This window comes from Bosea sp. NBC_00550 (genome assembly GCF_026020075.1).
GTDB lineage: Bacteria > Pseudomonadota > Alphaproteobacteria > Rhizobiales > Beijerinckiaceae > Allobosea.
The window spans coordinates 355938-378225 of record NZ_CP102773.1; the positions used below are offsets into that span (position 1 = coordinate 355938).

Consider the following 22288-nt stretch of genomic DNA (forward strand, 5'->3'; position numbering starts at 1 on the left):
CCGCGGAATGTCCGCTTCCGGGCAGCCAGCCAAGGTCCGCTTATGGCGCGATCAGTGCGTTTGCAGCGGCGGTCGCGAAGTTCAACTTCCCACCCGAGTTTGCCGTTGGCCGAACGGCGGAAGGAGCACGGCGGGAGCCCGCCGTGCCAAAGCTCATAGGTCCGTTTGCTCCGAAAGGAGAAGCGCGTCGTCGACCTCGATACCGAGGTAGCGCACGGTGCTTTCCAGTTTTGTGTGGCCTAGAAGAAGCTGGCAGGCGCGTAGATTGCCCGTGCGCTTATAGATCAGCGCAACCTTCGTTCGCCGGAGACTGTGCGTCCCGTAGAGCGCTGGATCCAATCCGATCAGCGCTACCCAGCTGTCCAGAAGGCGGCCGTACTGGCGCGTTGTAATGTGATCGCCCTGCCGGCTACGGCTCGGGAAAAGCCAGTCGTCTTCTCGGGAACCTCGCGTTCTAAGCCAGGCAGTAAGCGCTTCGCGGGCTGAGTCCGTCAGTTCGAATGGTACCGGCCGCCCCGTCTTCTGCTGAACGATTGCGGTTCGGAGGCGAACGGTGCCTCCGAGGACGATATCGGCGACACGAAGGCGAACGAGATCGCACCCGCGCAGCTTGCTGTCGATCGCAAGATTGAACATGGCGAGATCGCGGGTCCGCCCCTCATGCTGAAGTCGGGTTCGCAACGCCCAGATATGCTTTGGCTTCAGAGGCGGCTTCGGTCCGATGATACGACCGAGGTTCCACGCCTGATGAGGCTGTTGGTTATGCGCCTGGATATCCATGGCAGATCCCCTTCTTGGGACGCCGCATCCTGGAAAATTCTATCAAATGCGGACGGGTTTCTAACGCCTCGTGGTGAAAACCGCAGGGAGGAGCGCAGCTTGCGCCAATTGCGGACATCGGGTGGTTGCCCGGCAGCGGACATTCGGGGGCTGTCCATTAGCGCGGTCCGTTGGCGATCCTTTGCGGACCTAAGTGATGGTTGGGCCACTTCGTTTGAGCCTGGCGTCATAGTTCGAGCGGGCGGGCCGGAAGCGCTGCTTCGTTTGGCTGCTGATGTTCGCAGAGGCTGCGCGCTTCATCAGCATCGCCGACCGATCGATGCGCTAACCCAAATGTTTCGCCGCTCCGGACATCGCAGCCTCGGCCGACGCTTGACAGGCGCCGCAGTTAACCCATAGCGTATCAAATAATAAAATGACGTTTCATTATATAAAATGAAACACGAGGAACGCTCTTGTCGACGGATTTGCCAAAAGCTGCGGGGAAGCCTCCGCCTGCCGGCACCAGCACGCTCGATCTCGCACTTCACGCGGTCGAGTATCTGGTGCAGCAGAGCCGCCCGGCTTCGCTGGCCCAGATCGCCGAGGCGCTCTCCGCGTCGAAGGCGACGATCTATCGGCACTTGGTAACGCTGCAGCGCCACGGCTTCGTGCGGCAGGATCCGGAAACGGGCCGCTATGACGCCGGCATCAAGCTGGTCGTGCTGGGCGAGTCGCTGCGTCAGCGCTTCGACATCGTCAGCGCCGCGCGCGAGGAACTGATGACCTTGCGCGACCGCACCGGCCAAGCCGTGACGGTCTGCGCTGCGGTCGATGACGAGCTTATCGTCCTCGAACTGATCCAGGGGCGTACGCTCATCGAATTTGCCACGAGGCCGGGCACGCGGCTCGCCTTCCATGCCAGCGCGCACGGCAAGATCTGGCTCACCTTCGGTCCCCAGCAGCGCGCGACCGCCATCGCCAACGGTCCGCTCGAGGCCTGGACGCCGGCGACGATCGTCTCGCGAGATGCGCTGATCGCCGATCTCGATGCCGTCCGCGCCCGCGGCTGGGCGACGGCGCCCGACGAGGTGATCACCGGCGTCAACACGCTGGCCGCACCCGTCTTCGACCACCGCAAGCTTCTCGTCGGCTCGATCGCCATCGTCGGTGCGACGCAGTTCATTCCGCCCGTTCCCGATCCCGAACAGATCCGTGAGGTCGTCGGCAGCGCCGCACGTATCTCGCGTGGCTTGACCTGGAAAGACTGAGAACATGACCTATTCGCTGGCCGTCGATATCGGCGGCACCTTCACCGATATCGTATTGCGCGACTCCCGCGGGGGCTTGAGCGTCGACAAGACGCTGACCACGCATCACGACCTCTTGGAAGGCTTTTTCCGGGGCGTGGACTCCGTGCTGGGGAAGGCCGGCGTCGCCGCGGACGCGGTCGATGGCGTCGTGGTGCATGCCACCACGGTCGTCACCAATGCGCTTATCGAACGCAAGGGACTGCCGACGGCGCTCGTTGTCACCGAGGGTTTTCGCGATGTGCTGTCGATCCGCAACGAGCATCGCTACGACATGTACGATCCGCAGATCGAGTTTCCCGAGCCCCTGGTCACGCGCGAGCTGACTTTCGGGTTGAAAGAGCGCGTCCTGGCGGACGGCACGGTTGCGCTCGCGCCGAGCCCGCAAGACATTGCCGAACTCGCGGCGGAAATCCGGGCCAGCGGCGCGCGCGCCGTTGCGATCTGCTTCCTGAACAGCTTCGCGAATCCCGACAACGAGGGGCTGGTCGCGGCCGCCCTGTCGCGCGAGCTCAACGACGTCTTCATCTGCACCTCGGCCGAGGTCGCGCCGCAGATCCGTGAGTACCAGCGCGCCTCGACGGCGACCGTGAACGCCTATGCGATGCCGATCTCGCAGCCCTATCTCAAGCGCCTGAGCGACCGGCTGCGGGTCGAGGGCTTCGCGAACACCCCGCTGATCATGCTCTCCTCCGGCGGTGTTGTCGGGGCCGAGACGGCGGGCCGCAACCCGGTGCGGATGATCGAGAGCGGCCCGGCGGCCGGCGCGCTCGCAGCTTGCCACTATGCCGAACTCCTTGGCATCGACCGGCTGATGTCCTTCGACATGGGCGGCACCACCGCCAAGGCCTGCCTGATCGAGAACCGCACTCCGCTGATCACCGGGCTGTTCGAGGTCGACCGTCGCTACCGCTTCCGGGAGGGCAGCGGCCTGCCAGTCACCGTGCCCTCGATCGACCTGATCGAGATCGGCGCAGGCGGCGGCAGCATCGCCCATGTCGACGATCTAGGCCTGCTCAAGGTTGGTCCCGAAAGCGCGGGCTCCAATCCCGGCCCGGCCTGTTACGGCCGCGGTGGTCAAAACGCGACGGTCACCGATGCCGACCTCGTTCTGGGCCTGATCGACGCCGAGAACTTCCTGGGCGGCGACATGTCGCTCGACAAGGCGGCTTGCGATGGCGCGATAGCGCGGCTCGGCGATGCGCTCGGCCTCAATCCCGTGCAGGCGGCGCGGGGCATCTACCGCATCGTCACGGAGGCGATGGCTTCGGCGGCGCGCACCCATGCGACCGATCGTGGTGTCGACTATCGGGGTCTGCCGCTCTTCGCCTTCGGTGGCGCAGGCCCGCTTCACGCCTGCGGCGTTGCAGATCTACTCCAGAGCACAAGCGTGATCGTGCCACCGCAGTCCAGCGTGCTCTCCGCTTTCGGCACGCTGGTCACACCCGTCCGGCTCGATCTCGTGCGCAGCGACCTGACTCGGGTCGACCAGCTCGACTGGGCGCGTGCCGACCGCGTGATCGGCGAGCTCGCGAGCGAAGGACTGACGGCACTCGGCGAATCCGGCTGCGCCGCCTCCGACGTCACGATCCTTGTCGGCGCCGACATGCGCTATGTCGGCCAGCAGCATGAGGTCACGGTCATTTTCGAAACCGACCCGCGCCAGAGCCGCGACAGTGCAGCGCTGACTGCTCAGTTCGAGGCTGCCTATCGCACCCTCTACGGCGTCAACCCCTCGCATGTGCCGATCGAGCTCGTGACCTGGCGGGTCGTCGCGCGCGGCCCGCTGCCTCATTTCGACGGCCAGGCCAGAGCGCAGATCGCGGCCGGTGCGCCCAAGCGCCATCGCGCCGTTCATGCCTGGGAGGACGGCCAGTCCGTTCCAGTCTACGAGCGCTCGGCGCTCGCCACCGGCCAGACCATCTCTGGCCCTGCCATCATCGAGGAGCGCGAGACCACCACCGCGCTGCCGCCCGGCTGGAGCGCGACGATCGACGCGCTCGGCTGCATCGTTGCCACGAAAGGCTGAAACCCGATGGCAAGTTCACAGCCCATGGACGGAGTTGAACTCGAAATCCTCTGGTCGAACCTCATCGGTATCGTAAACGAGCGGGCCAAGGCGCTGCAACGCATCGCCTTCAGCCCGATCGTGCGCGAAGCCGGCGACCTCGCCTGCGCTCTGTTCGACCGGCGCGGGCGCATGGTGGCGCAGGCCAATACCGGTACGCCCGGCCACATAAACTCGCTCGCCATCGCCGGCGCGCATCTCGTGCGCCTGTTCGAGAGGCGTTGTGAGCCAGGCGACGTGCTGATCACCAATGATCCCTGGCTCTCGGCCGGGCATTTCTTCGACATCACCATCCTGACGCCGATCTTCGACGGCGCGAAGCTGCTCGCCTATATCGGCTCGACCATCCACCACACCGATATCGGCGGCTACGGCATCGGCGCCGGCGCCCGCGACGTGCATGAGGAAGGCCTCTGGATCCCGCCACTCAAGCTCTATGAGCGTGGCAAGCCGAGCGAGATGCTGCACGACATCATCCGCCGCAACGTGCGCACGCCCGATGCCGTCTTCGGGGACCTCTCGGCGCAGGTTTCCTCAGGCGAGGCGGCGGCCGAGCACCTGATCACGTTGTGCGAACGCTATGGCATCAACGACATCGAGGGCTTGTCGGACGAGATCATCAACCGCTCGGAAGAAGCGACGCGCAATGCGATCCGCAAGCTCAAGCCCGGCACCTATCACGGCGAGGCCGTCTTCGACGTGCCCGGCGGCGAGGTCATTACGCTGAAGACCGCCGTCACCGTCGATGCCGAGAACGGCTCGATCATCGTCGATTTCGACGGGTCGTCCCCGCAGACGACCACCGGCATCAACGTGGTGCTGAACTACACGCACGCCTATTCGACCTTCGCGATCCGCTCCTGCCTCAATCCGGATCTGCCGAACAACGCCGGGTCGCTGGCGCCGATCGAGGTGCGCGCGCCGGTCGGCTCGATCATCAACTGCGCCTATCCGGCGCCGGTCAATGCGCGCCATGTCGTGGGCATGTATGTGCCGATGCCGATCCTGAAGGCGCTGCATCAGGTCATGCCGGAGCGCGTGCTGGCGGAAGGCTCAGGCGCGGTCTGGACCATCCAGATCCAGGGTCGCAAGGCGAGCGGCGAGCCCTTCACCTCGTCGATGTTCAACTATTCCGGCGGCATGGGTGCGCGCGCCGGCAAGCCGGGCCCCAGCGCGACCTGCTATCCCACTGGCGTCGCGGCGGTCCCGATCGAAATCCTCGAAGCAACGATGCCGATCGTCTTCGACCGCAAGGAGCTGCGTCCAGGCTCGGGCGGCAAGGGCCGGATGCAGGGGGGGGACGGCCAGATCATCCAGTTCCACATGCACACCGACCATGCCTGGCTGCTCAATGCCGTGCCGAGCCGACTCGAACGGGGTCCGGACGGCATCGATGGCGGGCTGTCGGGTGCGCCGGGCCGCTTCCTCGTCAACGGCAAACCCGTCAGCGAGGCCAAAAAGCTGACGATGCAGGCCGGCGATGTCGTGCTGCTCGAGACGCCCGGCGGAGGAGGCTACGGCAAGCCGACAGCCTGACGACGATTTCCAGAAGACAAGAAAAGCCGGCGCCCCGCATCGGGGTGACCGGACAGAACCAGAGGGAACCGGGAGGACATATGATGAAGCAGACATTTTTTGCGGCGGGCCTCGTCGCAAGCCTGGCGATAGCCGGCGCCGCACCTGTCAGCGCACAGGAACCCTACAAGATCGGCGTCTCGGCCGGCCTGACCGGCTACGCAGCGACCGTCGACCGCGCCTGGCGCGACGGCGTCGAGCTGGCGGCTGCCGCGGTGAACGCCAAGGGCGGCGTGATGGGCCGCAAGATCCAGGTGGTTGTCGAGGACAACCGCTCGGAGCCTCAGGAAGCGGTGACCGTCTATCGAAAGATGCTCAGCTCCGACAAGGTCGATGTCTTTGTCAGCGGCTGTGTCTCGGCCGGCAATTTCGCGGCGGCGGGACTGTTGCTGCGGGCCAAGGTGCCGATGATGCTGTGCTCGATCCTGCCGCAGCAGGCCGAGCATCTGCCCTGGGCCTTCACCACCCTGCCGCCGGCCGGCTTCGAAGTCGACAAGCGCCTGGAATACCTCAAGGAAAAGACTCAAGTTCGCAAGATCGCGGTGCTGCACGACCCGACCCCCTACGCCAATCTCCAGAAAGGCGTGGCAGAGCGCAACGCGGCCAAATACGGCCTCGAGGTCGTCTCGGTCGATCAATACAAGCAGGACGATGCCGATCTGAGTGTCCAGATCAGCAAGGCGCGGTCTGCAGGTGCCGGCGCGATCCTGAAGATCGGGCTGGGCGGCACCACGCTCACCGCGGCCAAGAACATCAAGCAGCTCGGCGCTGACATGCTGCTGCTGACGAGCCTCGAGGACCTCGCCGTGTTCGGTCCGGTCGCAGAGGTTCTGGGCGACAAGTTCTTCTTCGTCGCCTCGCCCTCGCAGGTCTACGAGGCACTGCCGGAGGGCGCTCTCAAGACGAACATCAAGGCCTTCCTCGATCCCTGGCGCGAGAAATTCAAGGACCGCGACCCGAACTGGGCCTCGCGCGGCTGGGACGGCGTCATGCTGACCGTCGCCGCCATCGAGAAGGGCAAGTCCATCGAGGGCGAGAAGGTGCGCGGTGCCTATGAGGAGCTGACCGGCTTCCAAGGTACGACCGGCATCTACAACTTCCGGCCGGACCTGCACCAGGGCATTACCGAGAACCCCTTCGTGCTCGCCACCATCCAGAGCGGCAAGGTCAAGGTGGTGCAATGAGCCTCGCCGTCGCGGCCAAGGCCGATGCGAGCACCGCCGCGCCGATGGCGAGCACGGCTCCGGCGATCCTGGCTGCGACCGGCCTGTCGGCACGCTACGGCCATATCCATGCGTTGCATGGGATCGACCTGCACATCGGCGAGGGCGAGCTCGTCGCCGTTCTCGGGCCCAACGGTGCCGGCAAGTCGACCTTGCTGCGCGCGATCATGGGGCTCTCCGCCAATGACGGGGAGGTCCGCTTCCGGGGCGAGGCGCTGCCTCGGCGTGATCCTGTCGCGGTTGCATCGCGCGGCATCGTGCTGGTGCCGGAGGGGCGCGGCCTGTTCGCGCCGATGAGCGTCTCCGACAATCTCGAACTCGGCGCCTATCGCCTGCGCGACAAGGCCGAGTTCGCCCGACGGCGCGAGCGCGTGCTGACGCTGTTCCCGCGCCTCAAGGAACGGCTCGGCCAGGCCGCGGGCTCGATGTCCGGTGGCGAGCAGCAGATGCTCGCGCTCGGCCGTGCGCTGATGTCCGGTCCGAGACTTCTGCTGCTGGACGAGCCCTCGCTCGGCCTCGCGCCGCGCGTCACCGGGGAGATCCTGGAGACGCTCGGCCTCCTGAACCGCGAAGGGCTGGCGATCGTGCTGGTCGAGCAGAAGGCGCCGCTGGCGCTTGAACTCGCCTCCCGCGTCTACCTGCTCTCGCTCGGGCGCATCGTCGCCGAACTCGATCCGCGTGACATCACCTCCCATGACGATCTCGCCCAGCATTACTTCGCCTGAACGGCGCCCGTTCAGGCTGGTCGGCCAGCTGCCCTGGCTCTTCGCCGTGCTCGTCGTCGGCTATGCCATGTTCGTCGGTGGCTATGCTGCGACCGTGGTCTCCTTCGCGCTCATCTATGCGGTCTTCGTCACCGGGCTGAACCTGTTCATGGGCTTCGCCGCGCAGGTTTCGTTCGGACAGAACGCCTTCGCCGCCATCGGCGGCTATCTATCCGCGGTGCTGACGGCGACCTATGGCTGGAGCCCTCTGCCCGCCATGGCGCTGGGCATTGCCGCCGCCGTCCTGGCCGCCGCGATCGTCGGATACCCCGCGCTCAGGCTCAAAGGCCACTACCTCGCCATGGGCACGCTGGCAATCGGGCTCATCACTTATGAGATCACGGTCGAATGGCAATCGGTGACCCAGGGCTATATGGGCATCTCCGGCATCCCGCCTTTCGGGATCGGTCCCTACGAAATCACCTCCGACCGTGGGCAGCTCATCCTGCTGTCGCTGGTCGTCGCCGTCAGTCTCTTCGCCGCCGCCCGCATCCGCCGCTCGCGCTTTGGCCGCGCACTATCCGCCGTGGCGGGCAGCGAGGAGGCGGCGGTCGCGCTCGGCATCGATGTCGCGCGCTACAAGCTCGCAGCCTTCCTGCTCTCGGCCGGTTTCGCGGCGCTGGCGGGCTCGCTCTTCGTCCATTTCGTTGGCTTCGTCAGCCCGGAGGTCTTCGGCCTGCACATGGTCATCGTCACCTTCACCATGCTCTATGTCGGCGGCATCGGCACGGTCGCCGGACCCTTAGTCGGGGCGCTGATCGTCAGCCTGCTGCCCGAGACGTTCCGTGCTTTCAAGGACTATCAGGACCTCGCCTATGGCGCAGCGCTGATCCTGCTGCTGATCTATGCGCCGCGCGGCCTCGCCAGCCTGTTTTCGCCGCGAGGTCGTTCATGAGCCGGCTTCGCCTGGAAGGCGTGACGCGCCGTTTCGGCGGGCTGGTCGCGGTCGACAACGTCTCGTTCGAGGTGCCCACGGAGGGTGTCACGGCTATCATTGGCCCGAACGGCGCCGGCAAGACGACGCTGTTCAACCTGATCGCGGGCTCCCTGCCGCCCAGCGCTGGCCGCATCCTGTTCGAAGGCGCCGACATCACCGGCCGCCCCCCGGCCGCTATCGCCGCAGCCGGACTGGTCAGAACCTTCCAGCTGGTCAAGTTGTTCGACGATCTCAGCGTGCTCGACAACGTCAAGGTCGGCTGCCATCTGCGGGGCAGCGCGGGCCTGTTCGGGGCACTGCTGCGGCCTGCCTCTGCCCGCGAGGAAGAGGCGGCAGTCGATGCACGGGCGCGCGAGCTGCTTGCCTTCGCCGGGCTGTCGGCCTTTGCGGACGAGCCTGCTTTCGGCCTGCCTTATGGCCGCCAGCGTATGCTCGAGCTCGCACGGGCCATGGCTGCGGGGCCGCGGCTCATCCTGCTCGATGAGCCAGCGGCCGGCCTCAACACTGAGGAATCGGCCGCGCTGGCACAGATCGTCCGCCGCATCGCCGAGGAGGGCACCAGCGTCCTCCTGATCGAGCACGACATGACACTGGTGATGAATACGGCCGACCGCGTCGTGGTGGTCGATTTCGGCCGCAAGATCGCCGAGGGCACGCCCGCCGAGGTGCGCGCCAACCCGACCGTGATCGCGGCCTATCTCGGCACGGGCAAGCCTGCCACGGATGCGGCTTCGGCAACGCCCGACGTTCAGGAGACGGCCCGTGGTTGACTGGTCCTACATCCCGCAGGTCCTGGTCAGCGGGCTGGGCATCGGCTGCGTCTACGGGCTGATCGGCATCGGCTTCTGCGTGATCTACAACGCCAGCGGCATCGTGAACTTCGCGCAGGGCGCGTTCGTAATGCTCGGCGGCATGATCACCCACATGCTGTTCGCCCGGAACGGCGTGCCCCTGCCGCTGGCCGCCCTGATCGCGATCGTGGCGGTCGCGCTGCTTGGTGTCGCCATTGAGCGGGTGGTGGTCCGGCCGCTCTGGAACCGCAAGGCGACGATGTTCGTCATGATCCTGGCGACGCTGGCCGCGCAGATCGTGCTGGAACGGCTCACCCTGATCGCGGTCGGAGACCAGCCCAAGACCCTGCCCGTCTTCACCGACCGGCCACCCCTGATGATCGGCGGTGTCGCGATCGGCTTCCAGCTGATCTGGATCGTCGGCGGGTCGGTCGCGATCGTGGGCTTGCTGGCCGCATTCTTCGGCCTCACCAAGACCGGCAAGGCGATGCGCGCCTGCTCGATCAACCGCGAGGCGGCGGCGCTGCAGGGCATACCGGTCTCGCGCATGCTGGCGCTGGCCTTCGCGCTGAGCGCAGCGCTCGGCGCCATCGCCGGCATCCTGATCACGCCGACGCAGTACACCGCCTTCAATGTCGGCGTGCCCTTCGCGATCAGCGGCTTCATCGCCGCGATCGTCGGCGGCTTCGGCCGGCCCTTCGGCGCCTTTCTGGGCGGGCTGCTGCTCGGCCTGCTCCAGGCGCTCGCCATCGTTGGCTTCGGCGCCGGATTGAAGAATGTCGCAGCGCTGTCGGTGTTGCTGCTGTTCCTGTTCATCCGCCCGTCGGGAATCCTCGGCGCCGCCAAATGACCACCCAAATGACTATCTGACTGAGCGACGATCGGAGCCGCTGCCATGGACATTCACAAGATCGACTGGAGCCAGATTCCGTGGACACCGGTGCGCCCGGGTGTAGACCGCAAGGCCTTCTCCGGTAATGCAGCGACGGTGGCGCTGCACCGGCTGATGCCTGGCCACGAGCCCAAACCGCACAGCCATCCCCATGAGCAGATCGCGTATATCGTCAGCGGCACCATCCGCTTCTTCATCGGCGGCGAGGAGCATCTGATCGGTCCCGGGGGGCTAGTCGTGATCCCATCGAATGTCGAGCATTGGGGCGAGGTCGTCGGCGATGAGCCGGTGATCAATCTTGATGTGTTCACGCCGCGCCGGCCCGAATACGCTTAAGCTGGATGCTCATATAATTTTCCGTCGGTCGCGCGCCACAACCGGACATTTGGTGGTTGCCCGAAAGCGGACCCACACAGCGACGCGCGCCTGGGCCAAATCGGTCCGTTGGAGGCTGATGAAATTCCGGTTTCATACGGTCTGGGCATTCGACAGCGGGATCTGAGCCGATCTCGGGCGCTGCTGGCCACTGCTTATTGAAATCCAGGGTTGCAAGCCGGCCTGCGGGTCAGAGATTCATCAGGCAACCGCGGCGTCGCGGCCCGGGGGTAGCGGGGGCCGTAGACTGACAGGAACACTTCTTTACAAGGGGTTGCGAGCCGCAAACCCACCTATCCGCTCTTGGCTGTCGAGCGGCGTTGCTGCCGGGCAGTGGGTACCGCAGGCCGACTCAATGCTGCCGCGGTCCCCGCGAGATCGAGAATGCCGTGTCCAGTGCGCTCCTGCCAGACGACGGCGCGGAGGGCTTCGAGAACTTCGATGCGCTGGGCGGAGGCCGCCGCTCCGTCTTCCGTCCCATCGGCGCTGCGCCGGAAATGGCAATCCGGACAGGTGAAGGCGACTATCGCGGCCATCGCTGGCCGCCGCGCCTGGGCCATGAATGGCCGCCCAAGTTGCCGACAGATTGCTGGCCCATCGCGCCCGGCGCGATACCGGCGTGTCTGACCGATTTCACGCCCGACAACGCCTCTCTGCTCGTTCTTGCGGAATTTGTGGAGTTGCCCAAGGTCGCAGGCCAGGCCGCTTGGACTGTACTGCTGCAGCCCGGCGACATGCAGACAGACATCGATCTCATATCTGACGTCGATGGCGATAACTGCTCGACACTTCAAAGGGAGTTGAAGCACCTGCGTCGACTGGCGCAGTTCCGATCAGGAGTGATGTCCGAGGCGCTGGCTCAACGCAACGGCATCATCGGCTATTTCCGCGCCTTGCTGCAGTTTAGCCTTCAGACGCATCCGCACACCTATTATTTGGCAGCTACGGCGCTCCGTCTCGGGCAATTTCTTGCATGTACTACAAGGACATATTCAATCGCCCGCGGCCCGGCCGCCTCGATCCAAGCCTGCTTGCGCCGATCGATCCTCCGGGGCATCCGGCCTATCCGAGCGGGCATGCGACCCAGTCCTTCCTGATCGCGAAATGTCTGGAGCATGTCGTGCCGGTCGCACTAGGGCCGCAGCCGGACCCCAATAACCCCAATCATGTCCAGCCGAGCCCGTTCTGGCTGCTGGCCGAGCGCATCGCGAAGCTACGCGAGGTTCTCGGAGTGCATTATCCGAGCGATACCAGAGGCGGCCTGCGCCTGGCAGAAGGCGCGTTTCCGCTGATGCTCAAATGTACGAGGATCGCCGGCTTCAGTGTCGATGAGGACCTCGATGGCAATCCGGACAACCAACTCGAGGACGATACCGGCGCGCCTTTGTCGATCCTTGGACAGCCCATCTACGATAACGGTTGGCTTGCCCTCGCGCGCCGGGAGTGGGAGCCGCGCAAGTAAGGCCGAGCCTCGGGCGCACGACCAGCGCGAGAGTCCTGGATTAGACCGTTTCACCGCCATCGCAGCCAGATGGCGGTGAAAACACTTTGACAGCCAAGCGGGAGCGGCCACGATTGAGCAGTTGAGTGCGGTACGTCCGACGCGATAGCGCCATAACCTGACATTGCCAGGCCGCCTGAAAGCGGACATCCGGCTGGCCTACCTACTGCATATCCACCGCGGTCGGCATGATTTTCCGAATCTGCGTCACAAGGCGATCGACCTGTCTGCTCGGTTCGCGGGCCGAGAGGCAGCCAGGTTTGCGACTACTTGAGCCCGCCCAGGCCGAATCAGACGCCCCGCCTACCGCCCCTTCCCCCTCGGCCGCTTCACCTCCGATGTCCTTGCCCTGTTCTCTAGGTCGAGCTTGCGCCAGCGTGCGAAACGCTCAGCGTCGATCACGCCCTTGGCAACTGCCTCCTGGACCGCGCAGCCGGGTTCGTGCTCATGGGTGCAGTCGCGGAAGCGGCAGAGCGGACTTAGTTCCGTGATCTCGGCGAACAGCGTTTCGAGACCAGACGCCGCATCGCTGACATGGAGCGTGCGCATGCCCGGCGTATCAATCACCCACCCGCCGCTGGCAATCGCATGCAGCGAGCGCGACGTCGTGGTATGGCGTCCCTTAGCGTCGTGAGCGCGGATGTCGCCGGTCTGCTGCGGTTCGCCCTCGATGGTGCCGGCAAGCGCGTTCACAAGCGTCGATTTGCCGACGCCGGACGAACCGACCAGCGCCAGGGTGCGGCCTTCGCCACTCCAGGACGCGAACGCAGCCGCAGCGTGAGAGCTGCGCGGATTGACGGTTGCAACAGCCAGCCCGCGCTGCAGGGAGGCGGCCTGGTCGAGATAGGGCCGCACGTCCGCCACGAGATCGGCCTTGGTCAGCAGGATGACAGGTTCGGCCCCGCTCTCATTGGCCAGCGCAAGGTAGCGCTCCAGGCGCGCGACGTTGAAATCCGCATTGCAGGAGGTGACGATGAACAGCGTGTCGATGTTGGCCCCGGCAAGCTGCGGCTTCACGCTGCCCTCGATGCGCCGCGCCAACACCGTCGCGCGCTCCAGCCGGCGCCGCAGCAGATGTGTGCCGGGCTCCACCAGAACCCAGTCACCCACCGTGAAGTCGCCTGTATTGGTATGGACGGGCAGCTTGAGCCTGATCGGCCCATCGGGCGTGATTGCGCTCATGCGGGCGCGGTGCACGGAGTCGATGCGCGCAGGCCGGAAGCAGGCGTCATCTGGTTCGCATTGATCCGCAAAGAAATCCGTCCAGCCCAGCGCCGCAAGTGACAGTGGTGCGGAGGCAGTGTCGCCTTGTGTCACAGTATCGCCCCACCGCTCGGCGTCCTCATCATGGCGACGATAGAGCGGGGTTTAGCCCGGCTTGCAAGCGCCGGAAGAGGAGAGTGAGCGCAGTCCGTGACGCCGATCGAGTGGGTCGCGTCCGCTACGACCTGGCCCATGCGTGACCAGGATATGGCATGGCGCAGCTTCGCGACGATCGCTCCGGGCTTATAGCGCAATGGAAGAGCTGGTTCGACGGGCTGTAATCCGATGCAGCGCTCCAAAAAGCTGGAAGCCGCGCTGCGCCAACTGCTGACGTTGGGATGCCGCCTGAAACCAGACGTTCGCAGGCAGGGCTTTCTCTTTGCAAATGGGCGACCTCCCCCGCTGATTGCCCTCACGGACGCTCCGTATGGAGCTCCGCCATACGAGCCCGCAAGCGCGGCACCGTCCAATCCAGGAAACACCTTACCTTCAGCGGCAGCAGCTCGGCCGCAGGATAGACAAGGCTAACCGGCAGCGGCTCCGGCGCGAAATCAGGTAAGAGGATCTGCAGTCGGCCGGAGCGTAATTCTTCTTCCACCTGATAGGATAAGGCACGAACAATCCCGAGATCGGCCAGGGCGGCCTGGATCGCCGCTTCTGTCGTATTGACGGCCAGCCTTTGGCGGGGCTCGACGGCGAAGGCCACATTGTCTCCGCGGTAGCGCCATTCCGGCGCCGCAGCGAAACCTTGGAAGCTGATACCGTCATGCTGCGCCAGGTCTTCCGGTAAGCGCGGCACGCCGCGCCTGGCGAGGTAGGCGGGGCTCGCGCAGATGACTCGTCGGACGGCCCCGACACGCGTTGCGATCAGTGCACTGTCCGCCAGATGCCCGATCCGCAGGGCAACATCGATATGCTCGTTCAGCAGGTCGACTTGCTGGTCTGCCAGCATAAGCCGCAAGGTGATCTCGGGCTGCTCCGCCAGGAAGGTCAGCGCGATGGGCAAGAGGTGGCGCTGCCCGAAGGCAATCGGCGCGGTGATATGCAGCGCGCCACGCGGTGCATTGTATTCACCGGCGGCCTCTCGCTCGGCCTCCTCCAGCTGCCCGACGATCCGCCGCGAGGCCGCGACATAGGTGCGGCCTGCATCGGTCAACGAAAGCCGCCGGCTGGTGCGTACCACGAGCCGGGTACCCAGATGCCGTTCAAGCTCCGCCACCTTGCGGCTGACCGTCGCGAGCGGCGCGCGCAGCTGCCGCGCGCCGGCCGAAAGACTGCCGGCCTCGACAACGGCCAGCAGCACCGACATGGCCTCGAACCGATCCATCATCCCTTCCAGTATGTGGGAGGCTAGCTCCCAAAACCGCAGGATACTACGCTTGAGTTGGAGGTACTAGCTTTGCGGTAAGACGAGCGAGGCCGGTCCAGAGGACACGCCCCAGGTCGCGTCAGTGATCAGAAGGAGCAAGTTATGACCAACCTGTCCCGCCGTGCCTTCGCGAGCGGCCTTCCTCTCGGTATCCTCGGGGGCGGCCTCCTACCTCTCCTCACCCCGGCGCGCAGCGTGGCAGCGCCAGCGGCGGCCGGAGCGACGCCCCTGGCGCAGATCCGGATCGGTCGCTTCACCGTGACCGCGCTGACGGATGGCTACGCGGACATGCCCTACACCTATTTCCCGGGCCGCACGGCCGCCCAGGTCGAACAGGCTGCGACGGCACAATTCGTTGCCCGTCCCAGCGGCGTCCGCTTCGTCTTCAATCAGTATCTGATCGAGGATGGTGAACGCAGGATCCTGCTCGATGCCGGGCCGGCCGGCTCGATCGGGCAGACGGGCGCGCTGCCGCAGGCGCTTGCCGCGCTTGGTCTGCGCCGCGATCAGATCGATGCAGTGATCGTGACACACATGCATCAGGACCACATGGGCGGCCTGATCGCCGGCGGGCAGAACAACTTTCCCAATGCCGAGCTGTATATCGACCGGCGCGACGTCACCCACTGGACCGACCCGGCGAAGCGCAGCGGTGCCCCCGATTATCTGCAGATCAGCTTCCGAATGTCGGCAGAGGTTGTGCGCCTCTATCCGCGGCTGCAGGCGATCGACGGCGAGCGAGAGATCGCACGCGGTATCTCCATAGTCGATCTGACAGGTCATACGCCCGGCCATATCGGCGTGCGGATCGAGGATGCCGGCCAAAGCCTCATCATGGTGTCCGACATGCTCTTCCCCGTGGTGCACCCGATTGCGACCGATGTGAATTTCCTGTTCGAGCAGGACAGGGCTGCGGCGAAGGCGATGCGCGATCGCTTTTTTCCTCTCGCCGCGGCAGAAGGCGCACTGATCGCCGCGACGCATATGCCCTTCCCTGGCCTCGGCCGCATCGTCTCCGACCGAGGGCAGTTGCGCTGGCAGGTGGCGGACTGGGCATTGCAAATCTGAATGGCCGGCCGCGGCGCCGATGGTCGCCACTGCCGGTTGAGCTGGAGGCTTCATGCGTCACAGATATCTCGAGATTGCGTCGACGCCATCGGTCAGCGCCGCGCGCGAGCGCTACGGTAGCGCGCTCCGCTCAGCGCGTGCGGACGCTGTCCATCATCAGGATGATGTCGTCCGCAACCACCGGCTCGGCGGCGCCGAAAAGGAGTTCATCGCCGCCCGCGATGGCTTCTATCTGGCCAGTGTGTCCGAAACCGGCTGGCCCTATGTGCAGTTCCGCGGCGGGCCGACCGGCTTCCTACGGGTTATTGACAGTGGGACGCTGGGCTATGCGGATTTCCGCGGCAACCGGCAGTACATCACGACTGGCAATGTCCTGGAGAACGATCGCGTGTCGTTGTTCATGATGGACTACGCGCATCAGCAGCGCCTGAAGATCTTTGGCCGCATTCGCGTCGTCGACGCCGCGGACGACCCTGCGCTTGGGGAACGTTTGGTAATGCCGCGCTATGCAGGTCGCGTCGAGCGCCTTGTCTTGATCACGGTCGAGGCTTTCGACTGGAACTGTCCCCAACACATCACACCGCGCTTCACCGAAGCGGAGTTGGAGGTGGTGCTCGGGCCAGTACGCGATGAGATGGCACTCCTACGCCTGGAGAACGAACGTCTGCGGCGCGAGATGCCGAGCTGGGAGTAGGCACCGAAAAGTCACGCTTTGACACTTCATTACAGTTGTCAGCCGACGCAGCCAACCAATCGACAACCGTACGGGAAAACAGCGATGGAATCGTCGTCCGAAAAACCGAGCGTGCTCCCTACAGGTGGGGGCGTAGCGCTCATGAATCCGTCCGACACGCTGGTCCTGCTGCTCGACCATCAGTCCGGCTTGTTCCAGACGGTCAAGGATATCCCTGTCGCCGACCTGCGCCGAAATGTCGAGATGATCGCCCGACTCTGCACGCTCTTGAACATTCCGGTGATCACGACTGCCTCGGAGCCAGCCGGTACCAATGGTCCGCTCATGCCGGAGATCCATCAGTTCGCCCCACACGCTGTCTATGTCGCGCGCAAGGGCGAGGTAAACGCGTGGGACAACGACGATTTCGTCGCCGCCGTCGAGGCGACCGGCCGCAAGACGCTCGTCATGGCAGGTGTCTGGACCAGCGTCTGCGTGATGTTTCCCGCGCTGGACGCTCGCGCCGCGGGGTACGATGTCTATGCGGTCCTCGATGCGTCGGGCGATCCCAGTGAAATGGTCTCACGCATGTCTCTCGCCCGCTTCGTGCAAGGCGGCGTCAAACCGACATCGGCCAACGCGCTATTGTCGGAACTCCATCGAACCTGGGCTCGCCCAGAAGGGGCTGGACTCGCCGAGCTTTACGGGCTCGTCTCTCCTAACTATGCCGCAGTGATCGAGAGTTTTCAGCGAGCTCAGGAGGCGGCCATTAGGGCGAGCTAACCGTATGGGCAGGTCACGGAGCGCGACAGATGCGCCACAACCGGACTTTGTCTTTGCCCGAAAGCGGAGCTACGCCGCGGCCATCGACTGCCAACGAACGCCGGCACGCACCGAAGCACTCCATCGACCCAGCTCACGGCCGACGTGTCCAGATCCGAACCGGCGGGAAGTTTAGCGCCGCCTGCTATCGACCCGCTAAATTACTAGGAAATCAGCCTGAGCGATGTGTCCCAAAGGCGCTCTGCATTACCGCTGTCGAGTGCATAGCGGGCAACGCCGGTAAAATCGGGCGGACGGCGTGAAACTGTCGTGGCCTCATTGCAATCCTCGAAATAGCGCCCGCCGATCCCCTGCACCAATGGCGACGCTGCGAGAAGCACGGAGGTTGCCGCGCCTTGCTGCGGCGACTTCCGACGCTCGGGAGGTGTTTTGAGGCCGCCCGTATGCTTCTGGAGATTGGTGGCGATCGCTCCTGGATTTAGCGAGTTGGCAAAGATTCCATCGCTCGACCAACGTCGCGTTGCCTCTACCGCCAAGAGGGCACATGCCGTCTTGGACTGGCCGTAAGCGACAAGCGGGTCGTAGGGCAGAAAGTCAAAATTTAGATCATCGAAGATGACTGGTGCGATGAGATTCCCGCTTGAGCTCACCGACACAATTCGGGCGCCATCCGCCGCCGCAAGCGCGCGATGCAATCCGATTGCTAGTGTGAAATGCCCGAGGAAATTAGTGGCGAACTGCATCTCCCATCCTTCGGGAGTGCGTTCAAGGGTTGGCAGCGCCATAATGCCAGCATTGTTGACTAGAATGTGCAGCGCACCGTCCCAATCGGCAACAAATCGGCTAACACTTCCCTGATCGGACAAATCGAGCTGCCTAACTAGGACAGAGGCGTCGTTATACGCCGCGCGGATTTCGGTAGCCGTGGCCTCTGCTGCATCGATCCTGCGCACGGCCAGGGTGACCTCGGCGCCAGCGGCCGCGAGCGTTCGAGCCGTTTCCACTCCGATTCCCGAGGAGGCACCGGTAACCAGTGCGCGCTTGCCCCTCAGATCGATGCCTGAAAGGACCTGCTCTGCAGTTGTGCTGAAGCCAAAGGGCGTGGTGATAAGATTCATCGGGCCTTCCTTCAGTGCCTCACAGGGGCGTTCGCGAGTAGAGCTGCGGCGCGCATGAGTCCGCTGCTAGATACGGCAGGACGAACCCTCGCTGTGTTCGATCGTATCGATCAGGCGATGAAGCGTGACAGCATCGTCGAATGTCGGCCTGAGTTGTGTTCCCTGCAGAAAATCCGAAGCAAGACGTTCGTATGCGATAGCGAGAATCTGCTGTGGGCCCTCGCCAAAGCGTTCGGCCTTGAAATTCGGCGGAACACCCAGCTCCTCCAATGGTCCGCCCCCGCTTGCTCCCATCAGCTTGAAGCCGCCGAGACCCACATATCCGACGGGGCTCGTTATAATTAGATCACCCTTCGTGCCATTGATCTCGACATGAAAATTGGTGCCGCGCGAGAGGCCGCCGCGGAAATGCGCCGCAACGGCGACGCCATTCGCCAGATGGCCACTCACCATCACCTGATCAGGGACCGTCATGGGCAGCTCAGCTCCAGTTTCCTCGAGGCGGATTGTCTGACGGCGGGTCACGAGAGTTCCGGTTACTGCCTCAAAGCGGCTATCCAGCGCGTAAAGCAGTGCGTCGATCGAGTGAGCGAAGGGTACGTTAAGCATCGCCGCGCCGGCTGCCCTATCGAGCGTATAAGCAAAGCTGGTGCTCATCGCTTCTCCCCAGACGATGCCGGAGCCGATTTGCGTGGCTGAAAGAACTTCGCCCAGATATCCGTCCCGGATGAGATCGCGGGCATATGCAAATGGCGGCGCAGCACGAGTCTGCAGGCCTATTGTGGTAGCGACGCCTTTGGATCGAGCAAAGTCACGCATCGCCACGGCGTCAGAGATGTTGATTCCGAGAGGCCATTCTGAGAGCACGGCCTTTCCCGCCGCAATCGCTTTGGTGACAAGGTCATTGTGCCGGGTGACTTTGACCGCGATGACAACCAAGTCGACGTCAGGAGAGGCAACCAGTTCCTCGGCCGTTCCCATTGCATAAGGCACGCCAAATTTACCGGCGGCTGCGGTCGCGATATCGAGATTGTTATGGCTAATCGCTGTAAGGCGGAAATCTGAAAGACCCTTCAGCGCCGGGATGTGCGCGGTCGTCGCCCAGCCCTTGTCGGGATGGACGCCTATGATACCGACCTTTATTGGCTTGCCGATCATATCGCACTCCCTGCTTTGGTGACGCGGCAGATCCCAAAGCCGACCGATGCTCCGCAGACGATGGCACGTCATCTCGCGCCAGCGTCCAATCGGACATGAAGCGAATCGGCTGCGCAGCGGCCGGCTACTTGCGCCAAGTTATTCAGTGATCTTCACGAAACCCTGCTGAACGAGCTGAATCGTTCTGGCCATCGCGTCGAGGTTGATCTTCACATCCGGCAGCAAATCCGTATTGCCCCAGCCGTTCGCCTTCGCGGTTGCGCCGCAGAGTTCAATGTTCACCCCGCGCTTCATCAAATCGGCGACCAGGCCCTGGTACGGGTTGCCGGTCTTGATGTTTCGAGCGGCATTATAAGCTTGGTCGTTCAGCGTCACGTGCCCGGCGTTGGTATGGAACACCGCAATGACCTCGGAGTGGGCATTCCAATCGCTGATGTCGCCGGTGATCAGATCTAGATGGAACAGCGACGCTGGTAGATCGCCTTCGAACGCAAGTCCGCCAATGCTGTGCACCGACTTTACGTTCTGCAGGGTGACCGGAATATCGATGATTATAGCATGTTCGATTTTGGACATGGGGACACACCGTTCGGATTGATTATTGCAGCGCCGAACTTGCGGCACCGCTCCTGGGTTACGTTTGCGGGCAAAGTTCTGACCTCGATCGACGAGCGAAGCGTCGATCGATAAAAGATCCGTCACACGCCCTCGTGAACGAGCTTAGTGAAGAAGGCCGGGCCGATGACGAACTGGCCCCATTTCTCATCGAACTGAGCCGTGGGCTTGGCGGCGACGATCTCGTCCAGAGAGCGACCTTCCCGTTTCAGCTTGGCGACATTCGCGCGAATGCCAACGAGCATGTCGTGGTAGCCTTTGAGCTCCGCCTTGTTGCTAACGGGTTGGCCATGCCCCGGAATAACGGTCGTCTGGTCGCTTATGCCAGACAGGATCGCCTCGACCGCGCGGATCGTGCCGTCGATGCTTCCTCCGGTCGAGTAGTCGATAAACGGGTAGATTCCGTTCCAGTAGATGTCGCCAGCGTGGATAATATCCGCTTCTGCGAAGCTCACTGTGATGTCGCCGTCCGTGTGAGCGTTGGGACGGTGCTTGAGTAGCAGCGTCGCGTTATTCAGCCGGATGGACTTCTCGTCGGAGATGGTTTCGGCCGGCAATGCGCCTGGGGGCGAGGGTGGGAAGTTGAAATCCCAATCCTCAACCCTCTGCGCCGCCATGAGGTGTTTGCGGGCATTGTCGTGGGCGAGGATCGCCGCCCCTTCCTTGTTGAGCCATTCATTGCCGTCCGCATGGTCGAAATGCCAATGCGTGTTGATCAGGTGCTTCACGGGTTGACGGCCGAGTGCGTCGAGAGCCTCGATGATCCGTGGTCGGGACGCGGTAATGCCAGCGTCGACGAGCAGCTTCCCGTCGGGCCCGGTCAGTACAGCGATGTTTCCTCCGGATCCTTCCAGCACGGCCACATCGCCACGTAGCTTGTGGACGGCGATCGGCGCCTTCGCGGCTTCGGCGCGGATCATGTCGACGATGCCCTGGGCCTTGGCGAAGGCGTGCCTTGGGCTCAGCCAGCCATCGGTTGCAGTGATTGTGCCCGCGCCGATGCAGCACAGGCAAAATCCGCGGCGCGAAAGCCTGAATTCCTGGGTCATGACAATGCCTTCCTCGGGCGCGCAGCGCGAGGCTGGCGCGTTGGTGGGTAAAGGCGGAGGGAGGACGCGGATGGGCCGAAGCCGTCTGAGTCCAAGCTATGGTTGCTACGCCTTGATGAAGGCGAGCAAGTCCCGATTGATCTCGTCGGAATGCGTGCTGAACATGCCGTGCGGAAAGCCCTTGTAGACTTTGAGCGTTCCGTTCTTCAGCAGCTTGACCGACAGTTGGGCGGAGTCCGTGATCGGCACGATCTGATCGTCGTCGCCGTGCATGACGAGGACCGGCACGTCGATCTTCTTGAGGTCTTCGGTGAAATCGGTTTCCGAGAATACCTTGATGCAGTCGTAATGCGCGTTCGCACCGCCCATCATGCCCTGGCGCCACCAGTTCCGGATCAGGCCTTCCGATACCTTCGCGCCCTTGCGATTGAAGCCGTAGAAGGGTCCGCTGGGCACATCGAGGTAGAACTGGGCCCGGTTGGCAGCGAGCTGGGCACGCAAATCATCGAAGACAGCGATTGGTGTGCCGTTCGGGTTGCGATCCGATTTCACCATGACTGGCGGGATTGCGCTGATGAGCACGGCCTTGGCGACCCGCCCCTTGCCATGGCGGGCAACGTAACGCGTCACTTCGCCGCCGCCGGTTGAATGACCGATATGGATCGCATCGCGCAGGTCGAGCGCGGCTGCCAGCTCGCCGACATCCGCCGCATAGGTGTCCATGTCGTTGCCCGTCGCGGTCTGCGAGGAGCGTCCATGACCTCGCCGATCGTGGGCGATTACCCGGAAGCCCTTTCCCAGGAAAAACAGCATCTGATTGTCCCAGTCGTCACCGCTGAGCGGCCAACCGTGATGGAAGACGATGGGCTGTCCCGCCCCCCAATCCTTGAAGTAGATCTGCGCGCCGTCCTTGGTCGTAATCGTGTTCATCGGATGCTTCCCTCGTTCTCTGAAAAGATTGTTCGTCAGGTCTGGCTTTGCGATTTGGGCCTGCGCC

Annotated in this window: 22 protein-coding genes; 14 read left to right on the forward strand and 8 right to left on the reverse strand. The window is 63.9% G+C overall.

Features of this window, described 5'->3' with window-relative positions; all coding sequences use genetic code 11:
* Positions 1 to 153 precede the first annotated feature (153 nt).
* Positions 154 to 780 carry a tyrosine-type recombinase/integrase gene (locus NWE53_RS28700; protein WP_265055123.1) on the reverse strand — a complete coding sequence of 209 codons (627 nt, stop codon included), beginning with the start codon at positions 778 to 780 and terminating at the stop codon, positions 154 to 156.
* A gap of 455 nt (positions 781 to 1235) precedes the next feature.
* On the opposite strand from NWE53_RS28700, the gene NWE53_RS28705 reads away from it, so the two are divergent.
* The 11 genes from NWE53_RS28705 to NWE53_RS28755 all read left to right on the forward strand — a co-directional run bounded on the left by NWE53_RS28705 (position 1236) and on the right by NWE53_RS28755 (position 12156).
* The gene (locus NWE53_RS28705) at positions 1236 to 2030 is read left to right on the forward strand and encodes an IclR family transcriptional regulator (RefSeq protein WP_265055124.1); all 795 of its coding nucleotides are present in this window, start codon (positions 1236 to 1238) and stop codon (positions 2028 to 2030) included.
* 4 nt (positions 2031 to 2034) lie between these two features.
* A complete protein-coding gene (locus NWE53_RS28710) occupies positions 2035 to 4098 on the forward strand; it encodes a hydantoinase/oxoprolinase family protein (RefSeq protein ID WP_265055125.1) in 2064 nt (687 codons plus the stop codon).
* Positions 4099 to 4122: 24 nt separating this feature from the next.
* On the forward strand, positions 4123 to 5673 hold the full coding sequence (locus NWE53_RS28715; RefSeq protein ID WP_265055126.1) for a hydantoinase B/oxoprolinase family protein: 1551 nt from the start codon (positions 4123 to 4125) through the stop codon (positions 5671 to 5673).
* An 83-nt stretch (positions 5674 to 5756) separates the two neighbouring features.
* On the forward strand, positions 5757 to 6896 hold the full coding sequence (locus NWE53_RS28720; protein ID WP_265055127.1) for an ABC transporter substrate-binding protein: 1140 nt from the start codon (positions 5757 to 5759) through the stop codon (positions 6894 to 6896).
* Positions 6893 to 7660: an ABC transporter ATP-binding protein gene (locus NWE53_RS28725; protein ID WP_265055128.1), complete on the forward strand. Its 768-nt coding sequence runs from the start codon at positions 6893 to 6895 to the stop codon at positions 7658 to 7660. The genes NWE53_RS28720 and NWE53_RS28725 overlap by 4 nt, the downstream gene beginning before the upstream one ends.
* A complete protein-coding gene (locus NWE53_RS28730; RefSeq protein WP_265055129.1) occupies positions 7629 to 8594 on the forward strand; it encodes a branched-chain amino acid ABC transporter permease in 966 nt (321 codons plus the stop codon). Before NWE53_RS28725 ends, NWE53_RS28730 begins: the two co-directional genes overlap by 32 nt.
* Positions 8591 to 9406: an ABC transporter ATP-binding protein gene (locus tag NWE53_RS28735; RefSeq protein ID WP_265055130.1), complete on the forward strand. Its 816-nt coding sequence runs from the start codon at positions 8591 to 8593 to the stop codon at positions 9404 to 9406. Before NWE53_RS28730 ends, NWE53_RS28735 begins: the two co-directional genes overlap by 4 nt.
* On the forward strand, positions 9399 to 10277 hold the full coding sequence (locus tag NWE53_RS28740; protein WP_265055131.1) for a branched-chain amino acid ABC transporter permease: 879 nt from the start codon (positions 9399 to 9401) through the stop codon (positions 10275 to 10277). The genes NWE53_RS28735 and NWE53_RS28740 overlap by 8 nt, the downstream gene beginning before the upstream one ends.
* A 45-nt stretch (positions 10278 to 10322) precedes the next feature.
* Positions 10323 to 10655 carry a cupin domain-containing protein gene (locus tag NWE53_RS28745; protein ID WP_265055132.1) on the forward strand — a complete coding sequence of 111 codons (333 nt, stop codon included), beginning with the start codon at positions 10323 to 10325 and terminating at the stop codon, positions 10653 to 10655.
* Positions 10656 to 11083: 428 nt separating this feature from the next.
* The gene (locus NWE53_RS28750) at positions 11084 to 11791 is read left to right on the forward strand and encodes a hypothetical protein (RefSeq protein ID WP_265055133.1); all 708 of its coding nucleotides are present in this window, start codon (positions 11084 to 11086) and stop codon (positions 11789 to 11791) included.
* On the forward strand, positions 11722 to 12156 hold the full coding sequence (locus tag NWE53_RS28755; protein WP_442865101.1) for a phosphatase PAP2 family protein: 435 nt from the start codon (positions 11722 to 11724) through the stop codon (positions 12154 to 12156). Before NWE53_RS28750 ends, NWE53_RS28755 begins: the two co-directional genes overlap by 70 nt.
* A 342-nt stretch (positions 12157 to 12498) precedes the next feature.
* Here the strand turns inward: NWE53_RS28755 and rsgA are convergent, their stop codons facing one another.
* On the reverse strand, positions 12499 to 13377 hold the full coding sequence (gene rsgA / locus NWE53_RS28760) for a ribosome small subunit-dependent GTPase A (protein WP_442865075.1): 879 nt from the start codon (positions 13375 to 13377) through the stop codon (positions 12499 to 12501).
* A 493-nt stretch (positions 13378 to 13870) separates the two neighbouring features.
* Positions 13871 to 14785 (reverse strand): LysR family transcriptional regulator, encoded by a 915-nt coding sequence (locus NWE53_RS28765; protein ID WP_265055136.1) that lies wholly within the window; start codon positions 14783 to 14785, stop codon positions 13871 to 13873.
* A 144-nt stretch (positions 14786 to 14929) separates the two neighbouring features.
* Between NWE53_RS28765 and NWE53_RS28770 the strand changes: the two genes are divergently transcribed.
* The 3 genes from NWE53_RS28770 to NWE53_RS28780 all read left to right on the forward strand — a co-directional run bounded on the left by NWE53_RS28770 (position 14930) and on the right by NWE53_RS28780 (position 17351).
* Positions 14930 to 15895 (forward strand): MBL fold metallo-hydrolase, encoded by a 966-nt coding sequence (locus tag NWE53_RS28770; protein WP_265055137.1) that lies wholly within the window; start codon positions 14930 to 14932, stop codon positions 15893 to 15895.
* 52 nt (positions 15896 to 15947) lie between these two features.
* Entirely contained in the window at positions 15948 to 16589 is a 642-nt protein-coding gene (locus tag NWE53_RS28775) for a pyridoxamine 5'-phosphate oxidase family protein (RefSeq protein WP_265055138.1), read from the forward strand.
* Between the two features lie 84 nt (positions 16590 to 16673).
* Entirely contained in the window at positions 16674 to 17351 is a 678-nt protein-coding gene (locus NWE53_RS28780; protein WP_265055139.1) for an isochorismatase family protein, read from the forward strand.
* 203 nt (positions 17352 to 17554) lie between these two features.
* On the opposite strand, the gene NWE53_RS28785 is transcribed toward NWE53_RS28780, so the two are convergent.
* The 5 genes from NWE53_RS28785 to NWE53_RS28805 form a co-directional block, all read right to left on the reverse strand.
* Positions 17555 to 18469 carry an SDR family NAD(P)-dependent oxidoreductase gene (locus tag NWE53_RS28785; protein WP_265055140.1) on the reverse strand — a complete coding sequence of 305 codons (915 nt, stop codon included), beginning with the start codon at positions 18467 to 18469 and terminating at the stop codon, positions 17555 to 17557.
* A gap of 66 nt (positions 18470 to 18535) precedes the next feature.
* The gene (locus tag NWE53_RS28790) at positions 18536 to 19627 is read right to left on the reverse strand and encodes a Gfo/Idh/MocA family protein (protein WP_265055141.1); all 1092 of its coding nucleotides are present in this window, start codon (positions 19625 to 19627) and stop codon (positions 18536 to 18538) included.
* A 138-nt stretch (positions 19628 to 19765) separates the two neighbouring features.
* Positions 19766 to 20203: a DsrE family protein gene (locus NWE53_RS28795; RefSeq protein ID WP_265055142.1), complete on the reverse strand. Its 438-nt coding sequence runs from the start codon at positions 20201 to 20203 to the stop codon at positions 19766 to 19768.
* Between the two features lie 122 nt (positions 20204 to 20325).
* Entirely contained in the window at positions 20326 to 21291 is a 966-nt protein-coding gene (locus tag NWE53_RS28800; protein ID WP_158485742.1) for an MBL fold metallo-hydrolase, read from the reverse strand.
* Positions 21292 to 21396: 105 nt separating this feature from the next.
* Complete coding sequence (locus tag NWE53_RS28805; RefSeq protein WP_265055560.1) at positions 21397 to 22221, reverse strand: alpha/beta fold hydrolase; 825 nt, start codon at positions 22219 to 22221, stop codon at positions 21397 to 21399.
* Between the last annotated feature and the right edge of the window lie 67 nt (positions 22222 to 22288).

Bases quoted from the DNA above. Each gene is read 5' to 3' on its own strand.
- NWE53_RS28725 (WP_265055128.1), top strand. From the start codon at position 6,893: ATGAGCCTCGCCGTCGCGGCCAAGGCCGATGCGAGCACCGCCGCGCCG.
- NWE53_RS28765 (WP_265055136.1), bottom strand. From the start codon at position 14,785: ATGGATCGGTTCGAGGCCATGTCGGTGCTGCTGGCCGTTGTCGAGGCC.
- NWE53_RS28700 (WP_265055123.1), bottom strand. From the start codon at position 780: ATGGATATCCAGGCGCATAACCAACAGCCTCATCAGGCGTGGAACCTC.
- NWE53_RS28795 (WP_265055142.1), bottom strand. From the start codon at position 20,203: ATGTCCAAAATCGAACATGCTATAATCATCGATATTCCGGTCACCCTG.
- NWE53_RS28710 (WP_265055125.1), top strand. From the start codon at position 2,035: ATGACCTATTCGCTGGCCGTCGATATCGGCGGCACCTTCACCGATATC.
- NWE53_RS28775 (WP_265055138.1), top strand. From the start codon at position 15,948: ATGCGTCACAGATATCTCGAGATTGCGTCGACGCCATCGGTCAGCGCC.
- NWE53_RS28720 (WP_265055127.1), top strand. From the start codon at position 5,757: ATGAAGCAGACATTTTTTGCGGCGGGCCTCGTCGCAAGCCTGGCGATA.
- NWE53_RS28805 (WP_265055560.1), bottom strand. From the start codon at position 22,221: ATGAACACGATTACGACCAAGGACGGCGCGCAGATCTACTTCAAGGAT.
- NWE53_RS28800 (WP_158485742.1), bottom strand. From the start codon at position 21,291: ATGACCCAGGAATTCAGGCTTTCGCGCCGCGGATTTTGCCTGTGCTGC.
- NWE53_RS28745 (WP_265055132.1), top strand. From the start codon at position 10,323: ATGGACATTCACAAGATCGACTGGAGCCAGATTCCGTGGACACCGGTG.
- NWE53_RS28780 (WP_265055139.1), top strand. From the start codon at position 16,674: ATGGAATCGTCGTCCGAAAAACCGAGCGTGCTCCCTACAGGTGGGGGC.
- rsgA (WP_442865075.1), bottom strand. From the start codon at position 13,377: ATGAGCGCAATCACGCCCGATGGGCCGATCAGGCTCAAGCTGCCCGTC.
- NWE53_RS28730 (WP_265055129.1), top strand. From the start codon at position 7,629: ATGACGATCTCGCCCAGCATTACTTCGCCTGAACGGCGCCCGTTCAGG.
- NWE53_RS28715 (WP_265055126.1), top strand. From the start codon at position 4,123: ATGGACGGAGTTGAACTCGAAATCCTCTGGTCGAACCTCATCGGTATC.
- NWE53_RS28785 (WP_265055140.1), bottom strand. From the start codon at position 18,469: ATGAATCTTATCACCACGCCCTTTGGCTTCAGCACAACTGCAGAGCAG.
- NWE53_RS28770 (WP_265055137.1), top strand. From the start codon at position 14,930: ATGACCAACCTGTCCCGCCGTGCCTTCGCGAGCGGCCTTCCTCTCGGT.
- NWE53_RS28790 (WP_265055141.1), bottom strand. From the start codon at position 19,627: ATGATCGGCAAGCCAATAAAGGTCGGTATCATAGGCGTCCATCCCGAC.
- NWE53_RS28735 (WP_265055130.1), top strand. From the start codon at position 8,591: ATGAGCCGGCTTCGCCTGGAAGGCGTGACGCGCCGTTTCGGCGGGCTG.